The following is a 22,929-nucleotide window of genomic DNA, read 5'->3' on the forward strand; positions in this document are numbered from 1 at the left end:
AGAAATACAACTTCCACAATTTGCCTGCGTAATCTATCTATTAATCAAGTTTTCCAATCGTGATTATATAATTAAGCATATTATCCCAACTAAGATTGCAAGTATCATGGCTCAGTATCGCTTTTTCCAAATTGACGCTTTCACAAACGAACCTTTGAAGGGTAACCCTGCTGCAATTATTCCACTGGATTCATTTCTGCCCACAGAGAAAATGCAAGCTATTGCAGCAGAAAATAACGTCGCCGAAACAGCTTTCATCGTATCAAAAGGCAATGATGTTTGGGATATCCGCTGGTTTACGCCTAGCGTTGAAGTTCCGTTATGTGGACATGCCACATTAGCCAGCGCTTATGTATTGTTTGAAACAGATCAGGTCCACAGCCAACAAATCACATTTCAAACAACCCATTCAGGAAACCTCTTTGTTTCACGTCTAGAAGATGGGCGTCTGGAAATGGATTTCCCTGCGTATAAGAGTGAAAAAATTAATCTTCCTAACCCCAAAGACATCCCTGAAGATGGCGTTTGGTCAGGGTCATTCCTGCTTGCAGACTTTACGTCAGCATTACGAGACACACCGTCAGAATTATGGTCTGGACCGTTTATGCTTGCTATTTTCAGTGATGCTGAAACAGTCCGCAACCTCAAACCCGACACAAAAGCTATATCCAAACTTTCGCTAGGACATGAGGGTGATACTGGTAATCTAATATGCACCGCAATTGACGGTGCGACACATGATGTCGTTTCTCGCGTTTTCTGTCCCGGTTCAGGCATCCCTGAAGACCCTGCAACAGGGTCGGCGCATTGCATGATTGCTCCACTTTTCTCCAAAATCTTGGATAAGCAAAGCTTAAATTGTTTTCAGGCTTTCCCTGGGCGCGGCGCTGATATTGCGACACGCTTGGAGGGAGACCGCGTAAAACTCATTGGAAGTGCTGTCCTCGTAATAGATGGCCATTTTAATTTATAAACAGCTATCCATTGCGAGGTTGCAACTTTTAACTAGGCAGCTTTCAACAATTGAAGGAATGCGCGCACTTCCTCGCGAAGCACACTCGCCTGATCACCCAATTCAGCGGAGGACTGAATAACCTTGGAAGACTCAGTTCCTGTATCAACAGCCCCTTGTTTAACGTTGATGATGTGTTCAGAAACTTCCTGTGTACCACGAGCAGCTTCACGCGTGTTCCTGGCGATTTCTTGCGTAGAGGAAGCCTGCTCTTCGACAGCAGCGTTTATTGAAATACTCGTTGAATTGATATTATCAATTTTTGACTGAATCACATCAATAGCTTCCACAGACCGGCTGGTTATAGTCAACATTTCTTCAATTTGAGAACGAATATCACTGGTCGCTTTTGCAGTTTGGCTTGCAAGCTGCTTGACCTCTGAGGCAACCACAGCAAAACCTTTTCCGGCCTCACCTGCACGCGCGCTTTCAATTGTCGCATTTAATGCAAGTAGGTTGGTTTGCTCCGCTATATCAGAGATAAGAGAAATAATATCTCCCACTTTGGACGCGGCAACCGACAGTGAATTAATCGTATTCCCTGTTTCTTGAGCAGTTGTCACTGCTTCAGCTGCGATGCGAGATGCATGGTTCACTTGCTGAGCAATTTCCTGAACTGCCCCTCCCATTTCTTCAGCTGATTTGGCCACCACAGACACATTTGAGGATGTTTGTTCTGCCGCCGCTGACATGGATATTGATTGTTGAGAAGTTGAATCAGCAACCTCCCCCATAGTCCGCGCAGTTAATTCTAAATTCCCCACGGAATTGGCAATTTTATCTACAAAAACGAGAATCTTACTTTCAAAATCTTCGACAATTTTAAAACGCGCTCCATCACGGCTTTGATGACGCAAATTCTCAATTGTTGAAACAGTCAACTCCATGTCCAATAGTGCGGTTTTGGAAACAGCGGCTGAGCATTGCTGAAACAACTGTAAGCCCTTTCTACGTTGAGCAAAAAAGACCTCCGCCAATTTGTTATTTAATCGCTCGATTATGAATGAATAACTGCCAATATAAAGATCCAGCGGCAGATCTAATTGCGCATGAACGGCACCAATTTTTTGAACTGAATTGATATACGCTTCGCCGAAAGAAGTGGTTAGGATGAGCGTCCAATGGTCAAGCTGCTTGTCTCGCGCATGCTTTTTAACAGCACTATTAGGAAAAAAGCCTGAAGCCGACGAATGCTTATCGAAATGCTTGTATAAATCATCCAATATCGATGGCAGAGCTTCTAATATAATAGGAGATGCTTGTTTTAGATAATTTCGATAATTAGCGTCCATTCCAATAAATGTCAGCCTATTTTCTAGCTCAATATTGCTAGTCATTATAATCGTCCTGCTTCTTAATATAGCTGTCATAGCAAGAGCATAATTCATCTCGCATTCGAGTTTTCTATATTGTTTTGATATGGTTAATACTTCAGCTTATTTGTTTAACTCGAGGTAAATTTATAGAACAAATGTACAATATTTTAATGGCTTGACGTCCCTTCAAATTTGCGAGACACAGACTGCGGGCCAAGCGTCCCCAACGGCGCTCAGCCTATCTGTAAGGATAGGAGTACAATTCAGATGACGACACTCACGACACCAGACGTGCGCCCTGCGCGTGCCGAGTTTTCTTCAGGCCCATGTGCCAAACGTCCAGGTTGGACGCCAGCAGCTCTTGAAGATGCTCCCAATGGCCGATCACACCGCGCCAAAATTGGAAAATCCAAACTTAAATTATTGATTGATAAGTCAGCCGAGCTTCTTGGCCTGCCAGCTGGTTACCGTATTGGTATTATGGCTGGTTCAGACACAGGCGCGATCGAGGCTGCAATGTGGTCAATGCTTGGCCCTCGCCCAGTTGATGTTTTTGCATGGGAAAGCTTTGGGAATGACTGGGTCACTGATGTGACCAAACAACTCAAAGTCGATGCAGAAGTTCACACAGCGGACTATGGTCAATTACCTGACCTCAGCAAAATTCGCAAAGAAGCTGACGTCATCTTCACTTGGAATGGTACAACATCCGGCGTACGCGTTGCAAATGCTGACTGGATCCCTGCCGATCAAGAAGGCTTGGTTTTCTGTGACGCGACATCTGCTGTTTTTGCCCAAGACCTACAATGGGAAAAACTTGATGTTGTAACTTATTCTTGGCAAAAAGTCCTCGGCGGTGAAGGTGCACACGGTATGTTGATACTGTCACCTAAAGCTGTTGAGCGCCTAGAGACATTTACACCAGACCGCCCGCTTCCAAAATTGTTCCGCATGACCAAAAAAGGCAAGTTGAACGAAGGCATTTTTGAAGGTGCAACGATCAACACACCTTCTATGCTAGCTGTGGAAGATTGCCTTGACGCCCTCAATTGGGTTGAAAGCATTGGCGGCGCAAAAGCAACAATGGCACGCGCAGATGCAAACCTCGCTGCTGTTGCTAAATTCGTGGAAACTTCTGATTGGGCCGCTTTCCTTTGTGAAGACCAAGCGACACGTTCAAATACATCTGTGACGCTTAAAATCACTGATGCACGTGTGGCTGGCCTTGACACTGATGGACAGCAAGCTTTTGTGAAAAAAATGACTGGCCTTCTCGATAAAGAGAATGTGGCATACGACATTGCGGGATATCGTGATGCACCTCCAGGACTGCGTATCTGGTGTGGAGCAACAGTTGATACATCCGACCTTGAAAAGCTTGGACCTTGGCTTGATTGGGCATTCGCCGCGACAGTTGCAGAGCTATAAATCATGACCGAAACCAGCAAATCTATTCTGGTTTGGGGTGATGAAACGTTTGGTAAAGTCCAAAACCCCGTCGCACTTGTAAAACGTGCGGCGGAAGAAATGGACGAGCTAATCGAAGCCCTTGAAAATGGCGATACCGAAGAAGCCGGTAAAGAAGCAGCAGATGTCACAATCCTGCTTCATCGCCTCATGGGAACCTTAAACAAAGAGCTTGCTGACGAAGTCGACAATAAAATGAAAATCAACAGAAATCGCACGTGGAATTCCATTGGTGACGGCACTGGTGGACATATCTAATTCCCCCTTTCATGTGCACAATTTCAGCGCTTATGCGTAAAAGGATAAAACGATGACAATTAAAGTTCTTATCGGTGACAGCCTAGCTCCTGGAGCTATCGACATTTTCAAAGCTCGCGGCATCGAAGTCGATGTTAAAGTGGGTCTTTCACAAGACGAGCTAGCTGACATTATCGGCGATTATGACGGTCTAGCTGTACGTTCAGCATGTAAACCTAATGCCGCTGTTTTTGCTAAAGCTGACAAGCTAAAAGTGGTTGGTCGTGCGGGTATCGGTGTTGATAATATCGACATTCCAGCCGCCACTGCCAAAGGTGTGGCTGTGATGAACACACCATTTGGAAACGCAGTTACGACAGCTGAGCACGCTATTGCTATGCTCTTTGCTGCTGCCCGCCAGATACCAGCAGCTTCTGCCCGCACACAAAACGGCGAATGGCCGAAAAAAGACTATGTTGGAACAGAATTGTTCGCAAAAACACTTGGTCTAATTGGTGCCGGGAATATTGGATCTTTGGTTGCTGAGCGCGCGCTTGGTATCAAAATGAAAGTCGTCGCTTTTGACCCTTACCTAACAGAAGAACGCGCTGTTGAACTTGGTGTTGAAAAAGTTGAATTAGACGAGTTGCTTGCACGCGCTGACGCAATCACATTGCACACGCCTCTAACTGACCAAACACGTAATATTCTATCTCGAGAAAACTTGGGTAAAACAAAAAAAGGCGTCATCATTGTCAACTGTGCCCGGGGTGGTTTGGTCGATGAAGAAGCTTTGAAAGACCTTCTCGACAATGGTCACATCACAGCAGCAGCGCTTGATGTATTTGAAACAGAGCCAGCCAAAGAACACGCTTTGTTTGGAACACGCGGCTTTATCGCAACGCCTCACCTTGGTGCATCAACCGTAGAAGCTCAAGACAATGTTGCTTTCCAAGTTGCAGAACAAATGGCGGACTATTTGCTAACAGGTGCCGTGTCTAACGCCCTGAACATGCCATCAATCACAGCTGAAGAAGCACCGCGTTTAAAGCCTTTTGCTGAACTTGCTGAGAAGCTTGGTGAGTTTGCTGGTCAAATATCAACTGAAGGCTTTGATGCAGTTGAAATCGATTATGAAGGTGAAGTTTGTGAACTAAACCGCAAGCCACTTACATCTGCGGCTCTGGCTGGAATCATGCGCGCATCGATGAAAGATGTGAACATGGTGTCTGCACCTACAGTTCTTAAAGAGCGCGGCATTGATTTAAAAGAAAGCACACAAGAAGACAGCGACACTTATGATAGCCTAATCCGCATTAAAGTACGCGTTGGTGGTAAATGGCGTACAATCGCTGGAACAATCGTCAACGGACAATCTCGTATTGTTGCCGTCAAAGACATGGCTCTGGAAGCAAAATTCCGTCCATTCATTCTCTTCATCAACAATAATGACGAAGCTGGATTTATCGGTAGCCTTGGTTCAATCCTTGGTGAAGCTGGTGTCAATATTGCCACATTTAACCTTGGTCGTGAAGAACAAGGCGGTGACGCAATTGCAATGGTTGGTATTGATCAAGATGTACCAGCTGAAGCAATGGCAAAAATCGAAGCGCTAACTCAAGTGCGTTACGCGAAAGTTCTTCGTTTTTAAGCTTTAATTATAGCACATTTTAAAACGCCAGCTCCTGATAGAAGCTGGCGTTTTTTTGTTCTAGTTTTTAGAAATTCCAGCAAAACACTGGAAAAAGTCGTTTTGGTCATACATTCCGTCGAAACCTAAAATATAGGCCAGCTCGGTGGTATCAGAGAAATCAAAACCTCCGTCACGGATGAAATGGTTCACATATATAGCTTTAGGATTATACTTATCTGCAATCTGCTTTGCCAATGTCCAAAGCGGGCCCAGCTCTGAATGTTCAAGCAGCTGCGGCCATGCTCGTCCATCCTGTGATGCATATCCTGGCGAACCATTTCCAGCCATATTCCCATCTTGCACACGCACATATGATGTATTGGTGTTCAACCACAATAAGTGAGACAGATCCGACATATGTTCATTCCACATCGAATGTTGAACCACCACAAATTTGGATTTTAGATCTTTCTTACTCGCCTCAAATATTGGTGAAATTAGATCATATGTGAAATGTGATTGTCCGGCTTCCTGTATCCAAATACGTCCGCCTGCATCGAGTGTTTTCTCAATTTTTTTAGATACAATATTCAACGCTTCTGAACGCTTATTATGTGCATCCACCCAATTGTTCTCAAAAGCGGTGGAAAACAAGTCTGGCACATCAACATATTCGCCATCTTGGTTCCCATAAGTGCCAACAACCGCGACATAATCTACGTCACGATATGGATTTGAACGTAAGACACTTCCCACCGCAGCGATTGAATGGACGTCATCCAAATCTGGCTTTATGTCAAAATTAGATATGAGTAGATCACTTCCGACAGCAAATCGTGACGCAAATCCTACGTCAGATGGGCACGTTTTTGCCTGCGGCTGAGGATATATTCCAGCGGCTTCTATCTGAGGGTTTATAGCACACCCCGCAGCGCTAAGTGTTAAGCCCAACGCCAGAAGGCGATTTTTCAAATTCACAATACTTCTCCCCAATGCAAAACCCATTTACGCAGGCTTTTGCAGATCGAAATTAACATTATTATATTTTTATTATTGCGTATCGCCCGAACCACACACTACTTAGCCCCTTTGATCGATACAAGAGCTACTCACCCAATATGCGAGTTGACGTTGAGCAATTAAGCCATCAAACATCTATCCCAATAATGTGTTTTAAAATCCCTGCTTATGAGGTTCAGGTTGGAAAACATCCTACAAATAATAGCTTACATGGGCATTATTGTGTTCGCTGTTTCTGGTGCCCTTCTTGGATTGCGTAAGCAAATGGATGTGGTGGGAGTTGCTTTCTTGGCTTCCGTCACAGGTGTCGGCGGCGGGACATTACGCGATGTTTTGTTAGGTGCCACACCAGTAAGCTGGGTCAATGATCCCACCAATATTGCTATTTGTATCATCAGCGCAGTGGTCGTGTGTTTCCTCAATAGTTGGATCATTGGTCAGCGCCTAAAATGGTTATTATACGCTGATGCTGTTGGATTGGCTTTATTTGCAGTTCTAGGAGCAGCCAAAGCCCAAGAGGCCGGTGCTCACCCTTTTGTTGCCATCCTATTTGGCGCAATGAGTGCAAGTTTTGGCGGTATCATCCGCGATGTTATCTGCGGTGACAAACCGATTCTATTCAATAAAGAAATCTATATTAGCGCGGCACTTTTGGGCGGCGGCATTTATGTACTCGTCCCCGCAGATTGGATGAGTAATGAAGTTAAAACCGTTACAGCAACCGTGCTCGCAATGGCTCTACGTATGTTTGCTATGGTCAGAGGATGGCATTTAACCTTCCCCAAATACCCAGACGAACTTCCCCCTGCAGAATAACAATTAGCTTGGAGCCAGTGCTTTCAAAGCAGCTTTAATCAAAGCTCCTTCGCTTGCATCTTCACCAAGTTCTTTTGCTGCAACGGCCACTGCACGCTGTGCATCGACGTTTTGATAACCAAGGTTCGTCAGTGCGGATGCAGCTGCAGCACGGCTTCCTGTTGAAGCAGTAGACGTCGATGCTAATCCTTCTACCCCTTCAGATGGTGCAAAGCTAACAGAGAATAAACCTGCTGGCGGCGGCTTGTCTTTAAATTCAGACACAACGCGCTCTGCCAATTTCTTCCCGACGCCATGTGCACGCTGAACAGATGCGGCATCTCCCAATACAATTGCATCCATCAATTGCGCTGGTGTCAGGGCATCCAGAATGTTCAGCGCTGCTTTTGCGCCGACGCCTGGCGCATCCTGCAACCGTGAGAACCAAGCTCTATCTTCTGCCGTCTCAAATCCATAAAGTTTTATGGCATTTTCTGACATTTGGGTTTCAACAAAAACTGTGTTCTCCCGCCCAATGGTCAATCTAGCTAATGTGCGACCACCGCAAAAAAGCACATACCCAACGCCATTTACATCGATAAGCGCCTGACCATCACCCGTGGCCGCGACAATTCCTTTTAGGCGTGCGATCATGCTGTTTTCCTATAACTTTTAATGTCGCGATGGTTAGCAGTCGTAATCGCAATTGCAAGCGCATCAGCGGCATCAGCCGTCATCGCTTCAGCTTTGGGCAGTAAACGTTTTATCATGAAAGTGACCTGATCTTTATCAGCAGCTCCCGTTCCCACAACGCATTGCTTGACCTTCGTTGCCGCAAATTCCGCCACAGACAATCCTGCCAATGACAAACCAGCCATTGCTGCCCCTCTCGCCTGCCCCAACAATAAAGTTGATTTGGGATTCACATTGACAAATGTTTCCTCAATACCGGCCTCATCTGGTTTATGTGTTTCGATCACTTCGTTTAAGCCGTTTACTATAAATGCAAGGCGCTCAGACATGGGCAAACTCGTCTTGGGTTTTATCACGCCATGTGAGACCCACAAAAGTTTAGGTCCAACCATATCGATGATGCCCCATCCAGTATTTCTCAGCCCGGGGTCAACTCCTAGAATGCGAACGGCCTTAGACATGAATATCTTCCCATAACTGGTGCGTGGACTGCAAAATAGCGAGTCTTGTTTTGTTCCAGCCTACATCATCTTGATTTTGTGTACCTTACGTTAACGCGATTGTGGTGATTCTTACAAAAATGACTGCTTTTTGTGATATTGGATGCAATTGGACATTCTAATGACAGCTAAAACCGAACTAGCTACATATTCACGTCGCTCTGTTATTGCAGCTGGCGGTGTAAGTCTTTTGCTCACGCCCAAAGCATCAGCGCGAACCCACCCTTTGTTAAAGTTACCTGCCTCTGTTGTCTTTCTTAGAATGGATGAAAACGGAGCAGTCATACCCGGTGAATTAGATCGCCGTATATGGAGCCAATTTTCAATGAATCTTGGCGCGTTGATTTCAAGAATAGAACCAATCCCTCACAATAACCTTTTGCCGGGCGGTGCTCTGGAGACTGGATCTGGTCAAGGCTCTGCCATTCTATCGGCAAGGCTCGCAGCGCAAAATCAAGGATATGATTATCTATTGGTTTATGGCGTTGTTTCTAAATCTGAAGGCGTAAAATACCGTACAAAGAAAACAGCCAATCCGGCTTTAAGACTATCTCGACATATCAAAAGCAAACTCCCATTTTGGGATTGGGATTATGCACAAGAGTCTTATGTTGAAACGCGAGCAAGCCATCTAGACATAATGGGTGAAGCTCATCTACTCGATCTGAACGGTGGTGCACCGCTTGCGTCTACTTGGGCAGAACGCCCCAAACGCAACACATTGGCTAGGTGGACCTCAAAAGATACAAGAGATGATGAGATTGTTTTAAACTTGGCAGATGCAATGCAACGAAAAATCCAAGAATTATCAATGCAAAATTTTGAGTCTCAAAAATCTATCTCCCAACGTTTTTAAGTCGGTAAAATAGCTCAATCAAAATTCCATATCTTCCCAGTTCACGATCCAGTCAAACTCGGTGCCTTCAAATACAGTGTCTTCACAGACTGTTTTTCCAAGGACAGATTTTCCTGCTTTGTGAATAGCACCGCGATCACCGCATACCAAATGATGCCACTCTGGCAGGTCTTTACCTTCCGATACAAGGCGATACGCACACGTAACAGGCATCCATTTTAAGTCTGGTATTTTCGCTGGCGTAAGGGTTACGCACTCAGGCACTTTTTCTTTTCTATTTTCATAATTGCTACACCGGCATGTTGACGCATCAAAAAGCTTACAATGCAGTTTGGTATATGCAATTTCACCAGTGTCTTCATCTTCCAGTTTCAAAAGACAGCATTTGCCACAACCATCGCACAAACTTTCCCATTCATCATGAGAAAGCTGTTCCAAAGTTTTAGATTTCCAAAAAGGTAGAGAGTTAAGGGTCAAATCAATAAATTCTAATCGAACAAGGCATCAATCGCTGACTGATCATCACCAGAACTTTGTTCTTCTTCAAGACCAACAGCGTAATCGCCTAGCCCATTGGGATTAATCACACCACCGATTGCGGCAATTAAACTGTATAATTGCTTAGACCAAATAGTCGGATCTCCCAAAGCTTCAACCCCACTTTGCAATATTACTTGAACTTCGCCAATTTTTATTTCAACAGCTTGGCATGCATCATCAAACCGTTTGCGAATATCTGGATCACACAATTCATACGCTCGAATCGCCAAATCTTTCGCGCGAAATCCTGTCTGAGTGAAGTGTTCAGGATAAGCAAGCGGAGCCCAATCCAATATTTCCTCACTCATATCAGGCATGGATTCAAGCATATCAATCAACATCGCGACTTCATTAAAATGGTTGAGATAATCCGTCGCCAACCCTGTGTCAGGATTGATGTTTGCGGCAGCTAGCTCATCTCTATCCAAATTTACGACGTTCATTTTCCACTTCAAATGTTCGTTGAAAGAAATTACAGATTGTAAAAGGAGAGAGTTACCATTCGCTTACCAAACCTCCAAGTCCAACCAATTATAAAAAGATATGCTAATTGTGACTTGTGCACATTAACTAAGCCGTTATGACATAGATAACTGCAAAACTAGCATATATTGAGCAAGGCATCTAAGAGAGGGAAAAATGTCAGACAAGTTCTTTTTCTCATCTTGTGTGCTCGTTGGTACAATTCTCCTTCTACTTGCTTTATCACCTTGGTCCGACAAATTACCGACAGGTGCGATGAGTGCTGCAAACCTAGACACTAAAGATCTGCTCGTCAAAAACCGTAATCTCAACCGGTTTATTACGGGTGAAGCGGGAAAACTTGAATTATCCAAAACGGGTGATTCCTACCTTCTTAAAATAGGCGTCAAACAAGGCGAACTATACGATCTGCCAAGCTTTGGTCCCCACCTCAGACTCGAAGCTGATGTTGAAAAAGCTTATGCTAAACAATTTTTAAAAATCACAATCATAGCAAGACAGCCCGCCAACTACAAAGAATCCGGCCCAAATGAAAAAATGGCATTTGAAGCAAATTATGCTGCAAATGCGACAGAAACATCTGGGTGGCAGAAGTTCACACTTGAACCGCAATTCTCTGAATTTAGCTTTGAATACCGCCCTCCAGGCGCGGGTGATGGTATCGGAAACGACTTCTTTGCGCTTCGCCCCGTTACAGCCGATCAAGGTTTTGATGTAGAAGTGAAATCAGTTCGTTTTGAAATGCTCGCATCAAATTGAACAATATTCAGACGACATTCCTACAAAAGCCGCTGTTTGTGACATTAATGTAATTTCTTGCGTACAACCCTGATTTAGGCACCGTAATTGCGAGTGTTACATGTTATTACATCAATAGTTGGCTTTTACCTTAACGCTGCGTTGTCAGTTGCGAGGTAGAGGACTATTGCAATTGTGACCAACCAAACGCGAATGGGTTAGCCTATAAGCGAGTTATAGTGGGACCTTTAAAGGGGAAAAAGCCTATGCCAATGATGCCAAAAGCAAATATCGCAGCAAATACACTTGAATTTGAAACAACACCACTCGTGAAGCCTACAGGTTTTCGAGAATATGATGCGCGTTGGTGGTTCGGTATTGACGGTAATTCTAAAGCTCCTGAATTAAACTATTTAGGTGTACAGGCGCTAGGGCTTGGTTTGGGTACTGTCGTGCACCAAATGGGCGTGGAACCAAAAATCGTCGTTGGACATGACTACCGCTCTTACTCAATCGCAATCAAACAAGCACTTATTGTTGGCCTCATTGAAGCCGGCATGGAAGTCCACGACATCGGACTCGCACTATCCCCCACAGCTTATTATTCTCAATTTGCACTCGATATTCCTTGTGTCGCCATGGTAACCGCATCCCACAACGAAAATGGTTGGACTGGTGTCAAAATGGGTGCCAACAAACCGCTCACTTTTGGACCTGATGAAATGGGTCAACTTCGTGATGTCGTCCTCAATGGAAAGTTCGAGCCGCGTGATGGTGGTAAACTTATCCGCGTTGAAGGCATGCGCGAAAAATACATCGAGTCCGTGTCCGACAAAATTGAAATCAAACGCCCTCTCAAAGTCATTGCAGCATGTGGTAATGGAACAGCCGGTGCATTCGCACCAGACGCCCTTCGCAATATGGGTGTTGAAGTTATTGAACTTGATTGTGAACTTGATCACTCCTTCCCAAACTATAACGCCAACCCTGAAGATTCAGTCATGCTTGAAGCAATGGCTAAAGCGCTCAAAGAACATGATGCTGATGTTGCGCTCGGCTTTGATGGTGATGGAGACCGTTGCGGTGTTGTCGACAATACAGGTGAAGAAATTTTCGCTGATAAAATCGGCCTAATGCTTTCGCGTGACCTTTCTAAAAACTATCCAAATGCAAAATTCGTGGTCGATGTAAAATCCACCGGTCTCTACAAAACTGATCCAGTTTTGAAAGAAAATGGTGCAACAGTAGACTATTACAAAACTGGCCACTCATACATTAAGCGTCGCACAACCGACCTTGATGCTCTCGCTGGATTTGAAAAATCAGGGCACTTCTTCTTCCGTCCACCACTTGGATATGGATATGATTGTGGTCTTGTGGCTGCTGCTGAAGTCTTGCGTATGTTGGACCGCAACCCAGATAAAACGATTGCACAGCTAAAAGACGAACTCGGCATTGCATACACATCTTTGACAATGGCAGCCCATTGTGACGATGAAATCAAATACGGTGTCGTCGATAAAGTTGTTGCAGCCTATGAAACACTTGGAAAAGAAGGTGCATCAATTCTTGGACGTAAAATCGTTGAAGTGAACACAGTAAATGGTGCACGTGTAACTTTAGAAGATGGCTCATGGGTTTTGGTTCGCGCATCATCTAACAAGCCAGAATTGGTCGTCGTGGTTGAAAGCATGGTGTCAGACGAAGATATGCGTGCTCTTTTCCGTGAAGAAGTCAAACCTCGCTTGGCTGCTTTTGATGAAGTTGGTGCATACAACCAAGAAATCTAAAAATAAGTTCCTCATATCGCATATCAAAGTGATTTGAATGAGAAATATAAAGGGCACTCTTTTGAGCGCCCTTTTTCTTTTTTGGTGAATCATAAATTTACCTTGCTTGCTCATTGTTTGACCATTGTCCCGCCTTTTACCTGCCGCAATTGGACTCCATTCTGAGTTTGTCGGCAGCAAAGGTAGTCACGCTGACGACATCAGTCCGGCGGCAAACCTCAACAGCCCCCAAGCCCCTTGCCGTCGGACACCAGATTCTCCCCGAGTCTATAAAGGCGTGGTGTTTCCCCCAAACACCGCGCCTTTTTCTCTTTGAGAACAAAACTCTTCACCTAAAGCATTGAAATATATTGCATCATTATTTGCGAAATAATTAGCTTTTCTAATGTGTTTTTTTGGGTCATCTAGCAGTGGCGAGAAACGTGCATTACGGTAGACGATAAATTTTAGTAGAGGGCTTCAAATTATGTGTGGGATAATTGGAATATTGGGGACTAAGCCGGCAGCTCCACGGATATTGGAGGCGTTGCGCAGACTTGAGTATCGTGGATACGATTCTGCAGGTATTGCCACATTGGATTCTGGCGAAATGTTCCGCGTGCGGGCACCCGGAAAGCTAAAAAATCTAGAAGCTGCCATGGAGTCTGTGAAAACACCTGGAAATGCAGGTATCGGACACACACGCTGGGCAACCCATGGCGCTCCTAACGAAAATAACGCCCACCCTCACACAGCTGGCCGTGTCGCAATTGTTCACAACGGAATTATTGAAAACTTTCGTGAACTTCGTGAAGAAGCTGAAGCGAAGGGATGTGAATTCAAAACGCAAACAGACTCCGAAACTATCGCCCACCTCGTCGAAATTGAATTGGATGCCGGAAAGCCGCCTTTTGAAGCCGTCAAAACGACAATTGCAAAACTTCGCGGTGCTTTTGGTGTCGCGATCATCATCAAAGGCGAAGAAGATCTTATGTTTGGGGCGAGAAAAGGATCTCCCCTTATTATTGGTGTTGGAAATGAAGAAACCTATCTAGGCTCTGATGCTTTTGCCGTCGCCCCCTTCACCGATAAAGTCATCTATCTGAAAGAGGGCGAATGGTGTGCTCTCACCCGTCACAGCATCAATGTTTTCAACGATGACGGCGAACAAGTTGCTTATACGATTGATACAGTGCTTGGCGTTGCCGATGTTGTCGATAAAGGTCCCTATCGCCACTACATGCTCAAGGAAATTTTTGAGCAACCTGAATCAACAGCGCGTACAATTGGTGCCTATGTCAATGCAGTCGATCAAACAGCCCAATTACCCAATGAGCAGGAATTGGATTTTACCTCTTTTGATCGTGTCTACATTATTGCATGTGGTACAGCTTATTATGCCGGTTGCGTTGCTAAATACTGGTTTGAAAAATACGCAAAACTACCAGTAGAAACAGATATCGCCTCTGAATTCAGATACCGTGAACCCGCATTATCTAAAAATGCGCTTGCTATTTTTGTGACTCAATCAGGCGAAACAGCCGATACACTTGCTGCACTTCGCTATTGTCAGGAAAATGGATTAACGACAGCAGCTGTGGTCAATGTCCCTACTTCTACAATAGCCCGTGAGTCAGATGCAATTCTTCCAACATTGGCCGGTGCAGAAGTTGGGGTCGCCTCAACAAAAGCTTTCACCGCGCAATTATGTTCCCTTGCCAGCTTAGCAGTGATCGCAGGACGTGCACGAGGTGTTCTTACCGAAAAAGACGAAACACACCTCACCGAACAACTCATGCAAATTCCAGGTCGCATAACAGAAGCCTTGAAGGTTGAAAATGCTGCCAAAGAACTCGCAGTCGATCTATCCAAAGCGCGCGACGTTCTTTATCTGGGGCGTGGCACCATGTTCCCTATCGCAATGGAAGGTGCCCTCAAGCTTAAGGAAATTTCTTATATCCACGCCGAAGGTTATGCCGCAGGTGAGCTAAAACATGGCCCGATAGCTCTGATTGATGAAAACACACCTGTTGTTATGATCGCACCAACAGATCCATTGCTAGAAAAAACAATTTCCAACATGCAAGAAGTTGCAGCTCGCCATGGTAAAGTTTTGCTAATCACCGATGAAAATGGTGCAAAGGTTGGTGCAGATACACCTGCTTGGACCCTCATAGCGCCTAGCTGTGATCCATTTATTGCACCCATTTTATATTCAGTGCCTATTCAGCTGCTAGCTTATTATGTAGCTGTGGAAAAAGGAACTGATGTCGATCAACCTAGAAATCTAGCAAAATCCGTCACAGTTGAGTAATTTTTCTACTGTAAGCAGACAATTACATATTTAAGATATGTGTCCCGTGATTTGCATATAATGTTGTGATTATAGTTCAACGTCCATTTTCGGGACAAATTGTATCAGACGATAAAGTTAGAGGACCACAAATGGCTATTAAACCCGTACGTAAGGCAGTTCTACCTGTCGCAGGATTTGGAACACGCGTACTACCAGCAACAAAATCGATTCCAAAAGAAATGATGCCGGTATTTGATCGTCCAGCAATCGACCACGTGGTTCGTGAAGCGCTTGAAGCCGGTATTGAACACATCGTCTTTGTAACGGGTCGCAATAAAGGTGCTATCGAAGATTATTTTGACAGCGCATATGAGCTAGAAGACAGCCTGTCCAAACGTTCCGGCAAAGAGGCAATCTTAGCTGAAGTACAAGCGACAACGCTTCCTGCAGGATCAACAAGCTTTACGCGCCAACAAACAGCAAAAGGTCTTGGCCATGCTGTTTTATGTGCCAAAGACATTATCGGCGATGAACCATTTGCTGTTCTGCTTCCAGATGTTTTGGTCAACAGCAAGGTCTCCTGCTTAAAGCAGATGATGGACAGCTATAATGAAGTTGGTGGCAATATCATTGCTGTGGATGAAGTCCCAATGGAACGTGTTCACAAATATGGTGTGATCAAACCAGCTGCCGGAGCTGATGTTTCCAAAAAGCTGATTAAAATGGATGCTATGGTTGAAAAGCCAGCGACAGAAGATGCACCTTCCAACCTTAAGATCACTGGTCGCTATATCCTACAACCAGAAATTTTCGCGCTTCTTGAAACACAAAGCGCCGGTGCTGGTAATGAAATTCAGTTGACTGACTCCATGGAACGTTTGATGGCGAAGCAAGAATTCTATGCGTCCCGTTTTGACGGTGACGATTATGATTGTGGTGACAAGATGCTTTATCTTCAAGCTCAAGCTGGCTACGCACTCGCTGACAAAGAACACAGCGCACAAGCTCGTGAAATCCTCGAAGCACTATTGAAAAAATTCAGCTAAATTAACTGAGCTATTAATTTAAAAGAGCCGCCCTTCTCCACAGAAGCGGCGGCTTTTTTTGTGTTTGAAGGCTGGGATTTGATCGTCAAAAGGTGGCATTCAAATTCAAAATCTCTACGGCAGACATTGGCATAAGAGCAGACATTTTCCACGAACCTGATTTATTATCGACAAACTGATGACAATTGGGCACCAACCTTAGGCTCTTCCGAAATTGGATCGAAGAATAGGAAAGCGTCATTTGAAGCATATAGTTGAGGCTTAGCTGATAGAACGACTTCACGATTGAGGCTTCCAACCATAACCTTATCAGCTTGAATAACCCGCTGCTCTATATCAAAATCACTGATCACGCAGACGTATTTAGAAAGTGGAAAAATTATCGAAGCTACTTTTAAACCGAAACCCAAAGGCTTGCCGACAGCTTCTGGGCCGCTTGGTCGTAGCATAACTGGGTGATCACACGTTATAAACTCTCCGGCATCAGGATTACTTCTGATAATCGTCCAAGGACGACTTCCTAGAACTTTTAAAATAGAGTCTTGAAGTTCGAATTCTTCTCGGATTTGTCCCTCTCTTGCCACTTCAAAGGTGTATTCCTTTCGGCGATGGAAGTCCTGCATTCTCTCATAAGGCAGTATTTGTTCAATTGATCCTTTTTTGAGCACTCGTTTCATTTCTGACTCGTATATGTGGGGCGATGAAAGAACCACATCCATTATGCCCTCACTCACTCTCTGACGAAACTCCCGTCTCTGTTCGCGAAAAGCAGGATTTCGTACAGCCAACAATGCTATGAAATTTAGGATGATGTTAAAGTCATCATTCGTTTCAAAGAAGCCATTTCCTCTGACTACTTTCTTGATACCGGTTTCTACCTCGTTTTCGAATAAGGACATCGCCGTCTCAACCGCGTCTCCTGGATAGTCTTGTATATCAATTCGATTGAAATCTTTTTGCGCTCCGACCCCTCTGGGTTTCGATCTAAAACTCTTATCACGAGCAAAGTCGTACACCCATAACATACTATGCTTGCTGACCGGAGTGGTGAACCACTTCAGATAACATTGTGAAATCCAGTGATGGTTTCGAGCCTGTTTTCTTGAAATTGTCATTTGCTCAATGTAATGAACATCGCGCAGTGTTCAAAGACGCCTTTAGAATTAATATGCTATCCCACTCTTATTAGGACAAAACCACCGTTAAATTGATCAAACAAGAATGTCGCTTTGCGGCCAACAATTCCAGCCCCGTTACTTCCCCTAAAACTGGAAATACACAAAGGGTGCAGCTTGCAGCGGGAAGAATGCCAATGCACAGCCCATAAAGACGCCGCACGCCCCCCAAAACAATGCCGGATGCCGCATGATTGTCGAGCGAGACAGTTTAGTGAAACCGCTCTTGCCCAAAATGCCATCCAGAATAACAGCCAATGGTGCAAGCCAGACAATCCATTCAAGTGACTTCACCGCCTCAGAGCTATCACGTAGCCCAGTAAACGCTGCCCAAACCTGCAAAACATCGCCCATATTCTCAGCGCGGAATGGTGCCCACACCATAATGACAAACACCTGCGTCAAAACCAATCCGATTGCAGCACCTAGCACGCCGCCAATCAAATACTTCTTATTCCCAAGCAACAAACGGTGCACAGCAAGGGCCGCTCCATGCAACGCGCCCCAAATCACAAATGTCCAAGCCGCGCCGTGCCATAATCCGCCCAGCAACATTGTCGCAAACAGATTGACATATGTGCGCAGTTTACCCGCCCTATTCCCGCCAAGCGAGATGTAAAGATAATCACGCAACCAGCTAGATAGGGATATGTGCCAACGTCGCCAGAAGTCTGCAATCGATGTTGATAAATATGGAAAGTCAAAGTTACGCGGAATGAAAAATCCAAACCAACGCGCCACCCCAATCGCCATCATCGAATAGCCAGCAAAATCAAAATAAATCTGCGCGCCAAATGCGAAAGTCGCGCCTACTAGCGATAAATTGGTCCAGTTGGACACATCTGAATCGCCCGCCACCATCGGATTACCAAACACAGGGTCGACAAACGGTGCGATATTATCAGCAAAGCCGGCCTTATATACCCATCCAATCGCGAAGAAACGCAGACCTGACAGCATAATCTCGCTAGATAATTTGCGATCTTTTTCCATCTGCGGAAAGAATCCAGCCGCACGTACAATAGGACCAGCCACTAGCTGCGGGAAGAAAGCAATATATAGTGCAACGCGTCGTATCCGGGTTTCAACGGCTAACTCTTCACGCCGCACATCGACAATAAAACTAATCGCCTGAAAAATATAAAAGCTCACCCCTACTGGCAGAATAATCTTCAACGTCGAAGGGTTCGCATTCACCCCAACCAAATTGAGCAGATCAATAAAGCTATCAGCAAAGAAATTGAAATATTTGAAAACGCCAAGGATCAGCAAATTGGCGGTAACACCCAACATTGTCGCCCTATTGCGCTGTTTCTCGTCCAGCGATTTGTCACCCGCATACAGACCAGCGCCCCACGCTATGGCAATGACGACACCAATAAGCGCCAGAAAGCGGACATCCCACCATCCATAGAAAATCGCGCTCGCACCCAGCAACACCATAAGGCGTGCTTCTTTGAACTTTGCTGGCAGCAACCAATGCGCGGCAAAAACAAGTGTCAGAAATATTGGAAAAATTGCGTCTGTAAAAATCATTTCAGCGCTCCAGTCTCATCTATCTTGTCTGCAAGCCAGCTTGTATAGATCTGCGCGCCGTCAGCCAATAAATGCTCAGGGTCAAACCATATTTGAGACTTTAGTTGATCAAGCAATATTGGGTCATTGGCCGGAATACAATTGAACTTAACCAACTCACCCGCACACACATTCTGAGTATAAGCGCGAATGCCAGCATCCACTGTTGGCGGCGCATAATAACTTATTCTACGCACACCAGCATCTTTTAAATGCCCTCGCTGCATTGCTCTAAAGCTCATCGCCCAATGCGGACCATTTGTTGCTTCCGTCGGCAAAACCTCATCTAGCGCTTCAACAATTTCATCGAGTGTCTGTTCTTGGCGTGGTTTAGTCTGTGGATCATATGCGGGCTTTTTTTCAACATCAGAGAAACGTTCGCCACTTGAAAGCAAACCGACATTTAGTGAATTTAGTGTGAGATGAATACCGCCAAAGACAATGTCCTTAATACATCCAATTGTGCCATAACATGCACCGCCGACAATGCCTAAACCCGCCCATTCAGCAGCCTCGCGGTCAAACTGATCAATGGCGCGATCTGAAAATTTCGCGACCTTAAATACATAGGCCGACAATTCATCAAATTCCTGCACCACGCTCAAAAACACCACATCAGGTGCCCTCGGTGCGCGTTTTAAGTATTCAAGCAAAGCTTTGTTGCGTTCTTGCAGCGAAGATCCTTCAAGAGACAGATTGATCGCACGATGTGGATATCCTTTTTCGCGCAGTAATTGGGTCAAACGCTCATCATCAATCGCATTTCGAGAAAGGCTCGCTCCCAAGAACAAAGCGATTGGCGCGTCATCCGCCGCAGTCACTTCAATACTATTGGCTGTAAAATGATCAAAATCGGTTGTACGTTGAAAGTCAAAAAGACGTGCCGCCCCAGCAATACATATTGCACTCACAATCAGCCCGCCGGTAAAACTAGCAATTGGCAAAAAAGCATTGCTCTTGCGCGGCGCTCTCATAAGCACGGCAACACCCAATGCCAGAATACCAATAAGAAACAGAATAACTGGCATTTTAGAAGAAGCTCCCCTTGCCCCGGTTTCGTTCACATTTAAACGAAAAAGAAAATCTCTAAATTAAAACAACTCATTACAAATAGCAGACATGCAAATAGCTAACCAAAGTCAATATATAGCCTGAATTATCACACCATTGTGTTGAGCATTTTCTTCATAATGCCAATTCCTGTTTCCAACTCCGAAACAGCGACAAATTCATCTGGCTGATGCGCTTGTTCAATCGAGCCCGGTCCACATACGATAGTGGACAAGCCAGCGTTCTGAAATTGCCCTGCTTCTGCGCAATAGCCCACCAATCGCGTTTGGTTATCTCCGGTCAAAGATCGTGCCAACAATTCAGCCGGACCATCTTCTTCAGTCCCTAGCGGTGGCGCGTCCGATAATTTCACAACCTCAACGCCACAAGATGGATGGAAAGCCTTCAATCGCGCATCCACTTCTTCAACTTTTTCATAAAATGGAATTAAAGTTTGCGCCGCATCCACGCCAGGGGGCGATCTTAAATCAAACAAAAAGCGACATTCTCTCGCAATAATATTGGCAGCTGTGCCGCCTTCAACAACACCAATGGTCAATGTTGCATGAGGTGGCTCAAATAAACTTTCGCTTGGTGCTGTTTCCTTCAACCATTTCGCAGTATCACGCAGCACACCCATAATTTCCAGCGCTTCATGAATGGCAGATGCGCCTAAATGCGGCAGGCTTGAATGCATCTCCATACCCGTCACAACAACTTCGTGATTGCATATGCCCTTATGACCTGTCACCACGCCCCAAAGCGTTGGCTCTCCCACCCAACAGATTGATGGTTTTGATTCCAGACTAACAAGCTCATCAATCATGCTGAGCACACCAGCACAGCCAATCTCTTCATCATAAGAGATAGCAATGTAGAAAGGTTTCTTTAAATCCGCCGCCGCCATTTCTGGTGCGAACGCAAGTGCAAGCGCCAGAAAGCCTTTCATATCGCAAGACCCACGGCCAAATAATTTGCCGTCTTTTTCTGTTAGTTCAAACGGCGGTGTCGACCAAGGTTGACCATCCACAGGCACAACATCCGAATGACCCGATAATACAATCCCACCAGCAACATTAGGCCCAATACGCGCCCACAAATTGGCTTTATTGCCTTCTTCATTGTGCAGGATATTGATTTGCGAAGCGAAAGGTTCAAGATAAGCTCTAACCCATTCAATTAATTCCAAATTGGAATCACGCGAAGTCGTATCAAATCCAACAAGTCTAGTGAGAATATCTTTAGCTGTTTGCAAATCACTCATTTGTGACGACCTCGTCTAAATATCCATATTGCGAAATACACTGCACCGAACCAAATGAAGGTCTAGTTACTTTTCAAATCTATTTTCAGTTTACAGTCATTGAAGCAAATACGACCAGCTTAAAATTACAGGATGCCATAGATGATAAATCTATACACGTGGAACACTCCAAACGGCCAGAAAATTTCGATTATGCTTGAAGAAACCGGTTTGGATTACATAGCTCACCCTATCAATATAGGTAAGGAAGAACAATTCGATCCTGAATTCCTAAAAATCTCCCCCAACAATAAAATTCCTGCCATCACCGACACTGACACCCCCAATGGCCCAATCAACATATTTGAAAGCGGAGCGATTCTAATCTATCTGGCAGAAAAGACTGGAAAATTTCTGCCCACCTCCCCCATTGAAAGATCCCTCACGCTTCAATGGCTAATGTGGCAAATTGGTGGATATGGCCCCATGACGGGTCAATTTTATCACTTCAAAAACTTAGCTGAAAAACCAGAATTTAGTGACTATGCTTTTAGGCGTTTTAAAAATGAAGTGCATCGCCTTCATCTTGTTTTAGATAAACAATTAGAGAATAAAAACTATGTCACGGGCGAATATTCTATCGCTGATATGGCACTCTATCCATGGGTAAAAGCAGGCTTCAACCTTGCTGAAGATGATACATCATCCCTCCCAAACATATTGCGCTGGCTTGATATTATCGGGCAACGCGCAGCTGTTGGTCGCGGTATGAGTGTTCCCTTATTGGATCAATAATCCTAGGTCTAAAAATCCAACTCTGCATAATGTGGAGCTGGCAGCACACCCTCCAAACTATCTTTGAGTATTTCTCTAAAACTAGCTCGACTTTTCATACGAAGATACCAGCTGCTCGTATTTTCAAATCGGTTCCAAACAACATCCCCAAAATAATCCAAACAAGACAAATGCGCAGCTACGCTTACATCAGCGAGCGTATAATCATCCCCCGCCAAATAAGGACGAACAGCCGTTATCGCTTCAATATGTTTAAGGTATCCATCCAGCGCTTTTGCGCCTTCGCGCAATGCGCTCGTATTTGGTCTCCCAGCGCGCAAATAACGCATCATGATACGTTCACGCAGCAATGTGGCATTTACATCATTTTCAAAGCCGCGCTCCAGCCACCCCATAACCCAACGCACTTCAGCACGATCAACGGGGTTCTTAGGCAATAAAGGATAACCCGCATAAACTTCATCAATATATTCTAAAATCGCACGCGGCTCTGAAATAATAACCCGGCCAGCAGCTGACATATCAACCAATACTGGAGCACCGCCTATAGGGTTTAGCTTCTGCGCTTCTGAATCCGCTTCAAACGGAGATGATGTTTCTAATGCAAATTCGATCTTTTTTTCTGCAAGAGCAATGCGTACACAACGTGAAAACGGATCCAATATCCAGTGATATAAAGTGCGCATCAAT

At 44.9% G+C, this 22,929-nt stretch carries 22 protein-coding genes; 11 read left to right on the plus strand and 11 right to left on the minus strand.

The window, feature by feature from the left end; genetic code table 11:
- The first annotated feature begins 106 nt into the window (after positions 1 to 106).
- A complete protein-coding gene (locus tag HBAL_RS12125; protein WP_015828237.1) occupies positions 107 to 973 on the plus strand; it encodes a PhzF family phenazine biosynthesis protein in 867 nt (288 codons plus the stop codon).
- Positions 974 to 1,005: 32 nt separating this feature from the next.
- Here HBAL_RS12125 and HBAL_RS12130 read toward each other — a convergent pair whose 3' ends face one another.
- Positions 1,006 to 2,349 carry a globin-coupled sensor protein gene (locus tag HBAL_RS12130; RefSeq protein ID WP_015828238.1) on the minus strand — a complete coding sequence of 448 codons (1,344 nt, stop codon included), beginning with the start codon at positions 2,347 to 2,349 and terminating at the stop codon, positions 1,006 to 1,008.
- A gap of 246 nt (positions 2,350 to 2,595) precedes the next feature.
- Here HBAL_RS12130 and HBAL_RS12135 point away from each other — a divergent pair, with 246 nt between their 5' ends.
- From HBAL_RS12135 to serA, 3 genes are read left to right on the plus strand one after another with little or no spacing between them, the layout of a single operon-like run.
- Positions 2,596 to 3,756 carry a phosphoserine transaminase gene (locus HBAL_RS12135; RefSeq protein ID WP_015828239.1) on the plus strand — a complete coding sequence of 387 codons (1,161 nt, stop codon included), beginning with the start codon at positions 2,596 to 2,598 and terminating at the stop codon, positions 3,754 to 3,756.
- Positions 3,757 to 3,759: 3 nt separating this feature from the next.
- The gene (locus tag HBAL_RS12140) at positions 3,760 to 4,053 is read left to right on the plus strand and encodes a dATP/dGTP pyrophosphohydrolase domain-containing protein (protein ID WP_015828240.1); all 294 of its coding nucleotides are present in this window, start codon (positions 3,760 to 3,762) and stop codon (positions 4,051 to 4,053) included.
- Positions 4,054 to 4,105: 52 nt separating this feature from the next.
- Complete coding sequence (gene serA / locus HBAL_RS12145) at positions 4,106 to 5,683, plus strand: phosphoglycerate dehydrogenase (RefSeq protein WP_015828241.1); 1,578 nt, start codon at positions 4,106 to 4,108, stop codon at positions 5,681 to 5,683.
- A gap of 60 nt (positions 5,684 to 5,743) precedes the next feature.
- Here the strand turns inward: serA and HBAL_RS12150 are convergent, their stop codons facing one another.
- Positions 5,744 to 6,643, minus strand: a complete 900-nt coding sequence (locus HBAL_RS12150) for a hypothetical protein (RefSeq protein WP_015828242.1) — start codon at positions 6,641 to 6,643, stop codon at positions 5,744 to 5,746.
- Between the two features lie 222 nt (positions 6,644 to 6,865).
- Here HBAL_RS12150 and HBAL_RS12155 point away from each other — a divergent pair, with 222 nt between their 5' ends.
- Entirely contained in the window at positions 6,866 to 7,501 is a 636-nt protein-coding gene (locus tag HBAL_RS12155; protein WP_015828243.1) for a trimeric intracellular cation channel family protein, read from the plus strand.
- Between the two features lie 3 nt (positions 7,502 to 7,504).
- On the opposite strand, the gene ruvA is transcribed toward HBAL_RS12155, so the two are convergent.
- The gene (gene ruvA, locus HBAL_RS12160) at positions 7,505 to 8,134 is read right to left on the minus strand and encodes a Holliday junction branch migration protein RuvA (RefSeq protein ID WP_015828244.1); all 630 of its coding nucleotides are present in this window, start codon (positions 8,132 to 8,134) and stop codon (positions 7,505 to 7,507) included.
- Positions 8,131 to 8,634: a crossover junction endodeoxyribonuclease RuvC gene (ruvC, locus tag HBAL_RS12165; RefSeq protein WP_015828245.1), complete on the minus strand. Its 504-nt coding sequence runs from the start codon at positions 8,632 to 8,634 to the stop codon at positions 8,131 to 8,133. The genes ruvA and ruvC overlap by 4 nt, the downstream gene beginning before the upstream one ends.
- A 160-nt stretch (positions 8,635 to 8,794) precedes the next feature.
- On the opposite strand from ruvC, the gene HBAL_RS12170 reads away from it, so the two are divergent.
- Positions 8,795 to 9,529, plus strand: coding sequence for a hypothetical protein (locus HBAL_RS12170; RefSeq protein WP_015828246.1), 735 nt, complete (start codon positions 8,795 to 8,797; stop codon positions 9,527 to 9,529).
- Positions 9,530 to 9,547: 18 nt separating this feature from the next.
- On the opposite strand, the gene HBAL_RS12175 is transcribed toward HBAL_RS12170, so the two are convergent.
- Positions 9,548 to 10,006, minus strand: coding sequence for a YcgN family cysteine cluster protein (locus HBAL_RS12175; RefSeq protein WP_015828247.1), 459 nt, complete (start codon positions 10,004 to 10,006; stop codon positions 9,548 to 9,550).
- Positions 10,007 to 10,017: 11 nt separating this feature from the next.
- Complete coding sequence (locus HBAL_RS12180; protein WP_015828248.1) at positions 10,018 to 10,512, minus strand: hypothetical protein; 495 nt, start codon at positions 10,510 to 10,512, stop codon at positions 10,018 to 10,020.
- A 196-nt stretch (positions 10,513 to 10,708) separates the two neighbouring features.
- Between HBAL_RS12180 and HBAL_RS12185 the strand changes: the two genes are divergently transcribed.
- The 4 genes from HBAL_RS12185 (at position 10,709) to galU (ending at position 16,401) form a co-directional block, all read left to right on the plus strand.
- The gene (locus tag HBAL_RS12185) at positions 10,709 to 11,311 is read left to right on the plus strand and encodes a hypothetical protein (RefSeq protein WP_015828249.1); all 603 of its coding nucleotides are present in this window, start codon (positions 10,709 to 10,711) and stop codon (positions 11,309 to 11,311) included.
- A gap of 245 nt (positions 11,312 to 11,556) precedes the next feature.
- Positions 11,557 to 13,080 carry a phosphomannomutase/phosphoglucomutase gene (locus HBAL_RS12190; protein ID WP_015828250.1) on the plus strand — a complete coding sequence of 508 codons (1,524 nt, stop codon included), beginning with the start codon at positions 11,557 to 11,559 and terminating at the stop codon, positions 13,078 to 13,080.
- A 466-nt stretch (positions 13,081 to 13,546) separates the two neighbouring features.
- Entirely contained in the window at positions 13,547 to 15,373 is a 1,827-nt protein-coding gene (gene glmS / locus HBAL_RS12195; RefSeq protein ID WP_015828251.1) for a glutamine--fructose-6-phosphate transaminase (isomerizing), read from the plus strand.
- Positions 15,374 to 15,504: 131 nt separating this feature from the next.
- A complete protein-coding gene (gene galU / locus HBAL_RS12200) occupies positions 15,505 to 16,401 on the plus strand; it encodes a UTP--glucose-1-phosphate uridylyltransferase GalU (protein WP_015828252.1) in 897 nt (298 codons plus the stop codon).
- A 164-nt stretch (positions 16,402 to 16,565) separates the two neighbouring features.
- Here galU and HBAL_RS12205 read toward each other — a convergent pair whose 3' ends face one another.
- The 4 genes from HBAL_RS12205 to argE form a co-directional block, all read right to left on the minus strand.
- Positions 16,566 to 17,516, minus strand: a complete 951-nt coding sequence (locus HBAL_RS12205; RefSeq protein WP_083773125.1) for a DUF4238 domain-containing protein — start codon at positions 17,514 to 17,516, stop codon at positions 16,566 to 16,568.
- Positions 17,517 to 17,663: 147 nt separating this feature from the next.
- Positions 17,664 to 19,112 carry an MBOAT family O-acyltransferase gene (locus HBAL_RS12210; RefSeq protein WP_015828254.1) on the minus strand — a complete coding sequence of 483 codons (1,449 nt, stop codon included), beginning with the start codon at positions 19,110 to 19,112 and terminating at the stop codon, positions 17,664 to 17,666.
- On the minus strand, positions 19,109 to 20,179 hold the full coding sequence (locus HBAL_RS12215; protein WP_015828255.1) for a hypothetical protein: 1,071 nt from the start codon (positions 20,177 to 20,179) through the stop codon (positions 19,109 to 19,111). The genes HBAL_RS12210 and HBAL_RS12215 overlap by 4 nt, the downstream gene beginning before the upstream one ends.
- Positions 20,180 to 20,310: 131 nt before the next feature.
- Positions 20,311 to 21,465 carry an acetylornithine deacetylase gene (gene argE, locus HBAL_RS12220; protein WP_015828256.1) on the minus strand — a complete coding sequence of 385 codons (1,155 nt, stop codon included), beginning with the start codon at positions 21,463 to 21,465 and terminating at the stop codon, positions 20,311 to 20,313.
- Positions 21,466 to 21,606: 141 nt separating this feature from the next.
- Between argE and HBAL_RS12225 the strand changes: the two genes are divergently transcribed.
- Positions 21,607 to 22,239, plus strand: coding sequence for a glutathione S-transferase N-terminal domain-containing protein (locus HBAL_RS12225; protein WP_015828257.1), 633 nt, complete (start codon positions 21,607 to 21,609; stop codon positions 22,237 to 22,239).
- 8 nt (positions 22,240 to 22,247) lie between these two features.
- Here HBAL_RS12225 and HBAL_RS12230 read toward each other — a convergent pair whose 3' ends face one another.
- On the minus strand, positions 22,248 to 22,925 hold the full coding sequence (locus HBAL_RS12230) for a glutathione S-transferase family protein (RefSeq protein WP_015828258.1): 678 nt from the start codon (positions 22,923 to 22,925) through the stop codon (positions 22,248 to 22,250).
- Positions 22,926 to 22,929 lie beyond the last annotated feature (4 nt).

The sequence above is a fragment of the Hirschia baltica ATCC 49814 genome (genome assembly GCF_000023785.1).
Classification (GTDB): domain Bacteria; phylum Pseudomonadota; class Alphaproteobacteria; order Caulobacterales; family Hyphomonadaceae; genus Hirschia; species Hirschia baltica.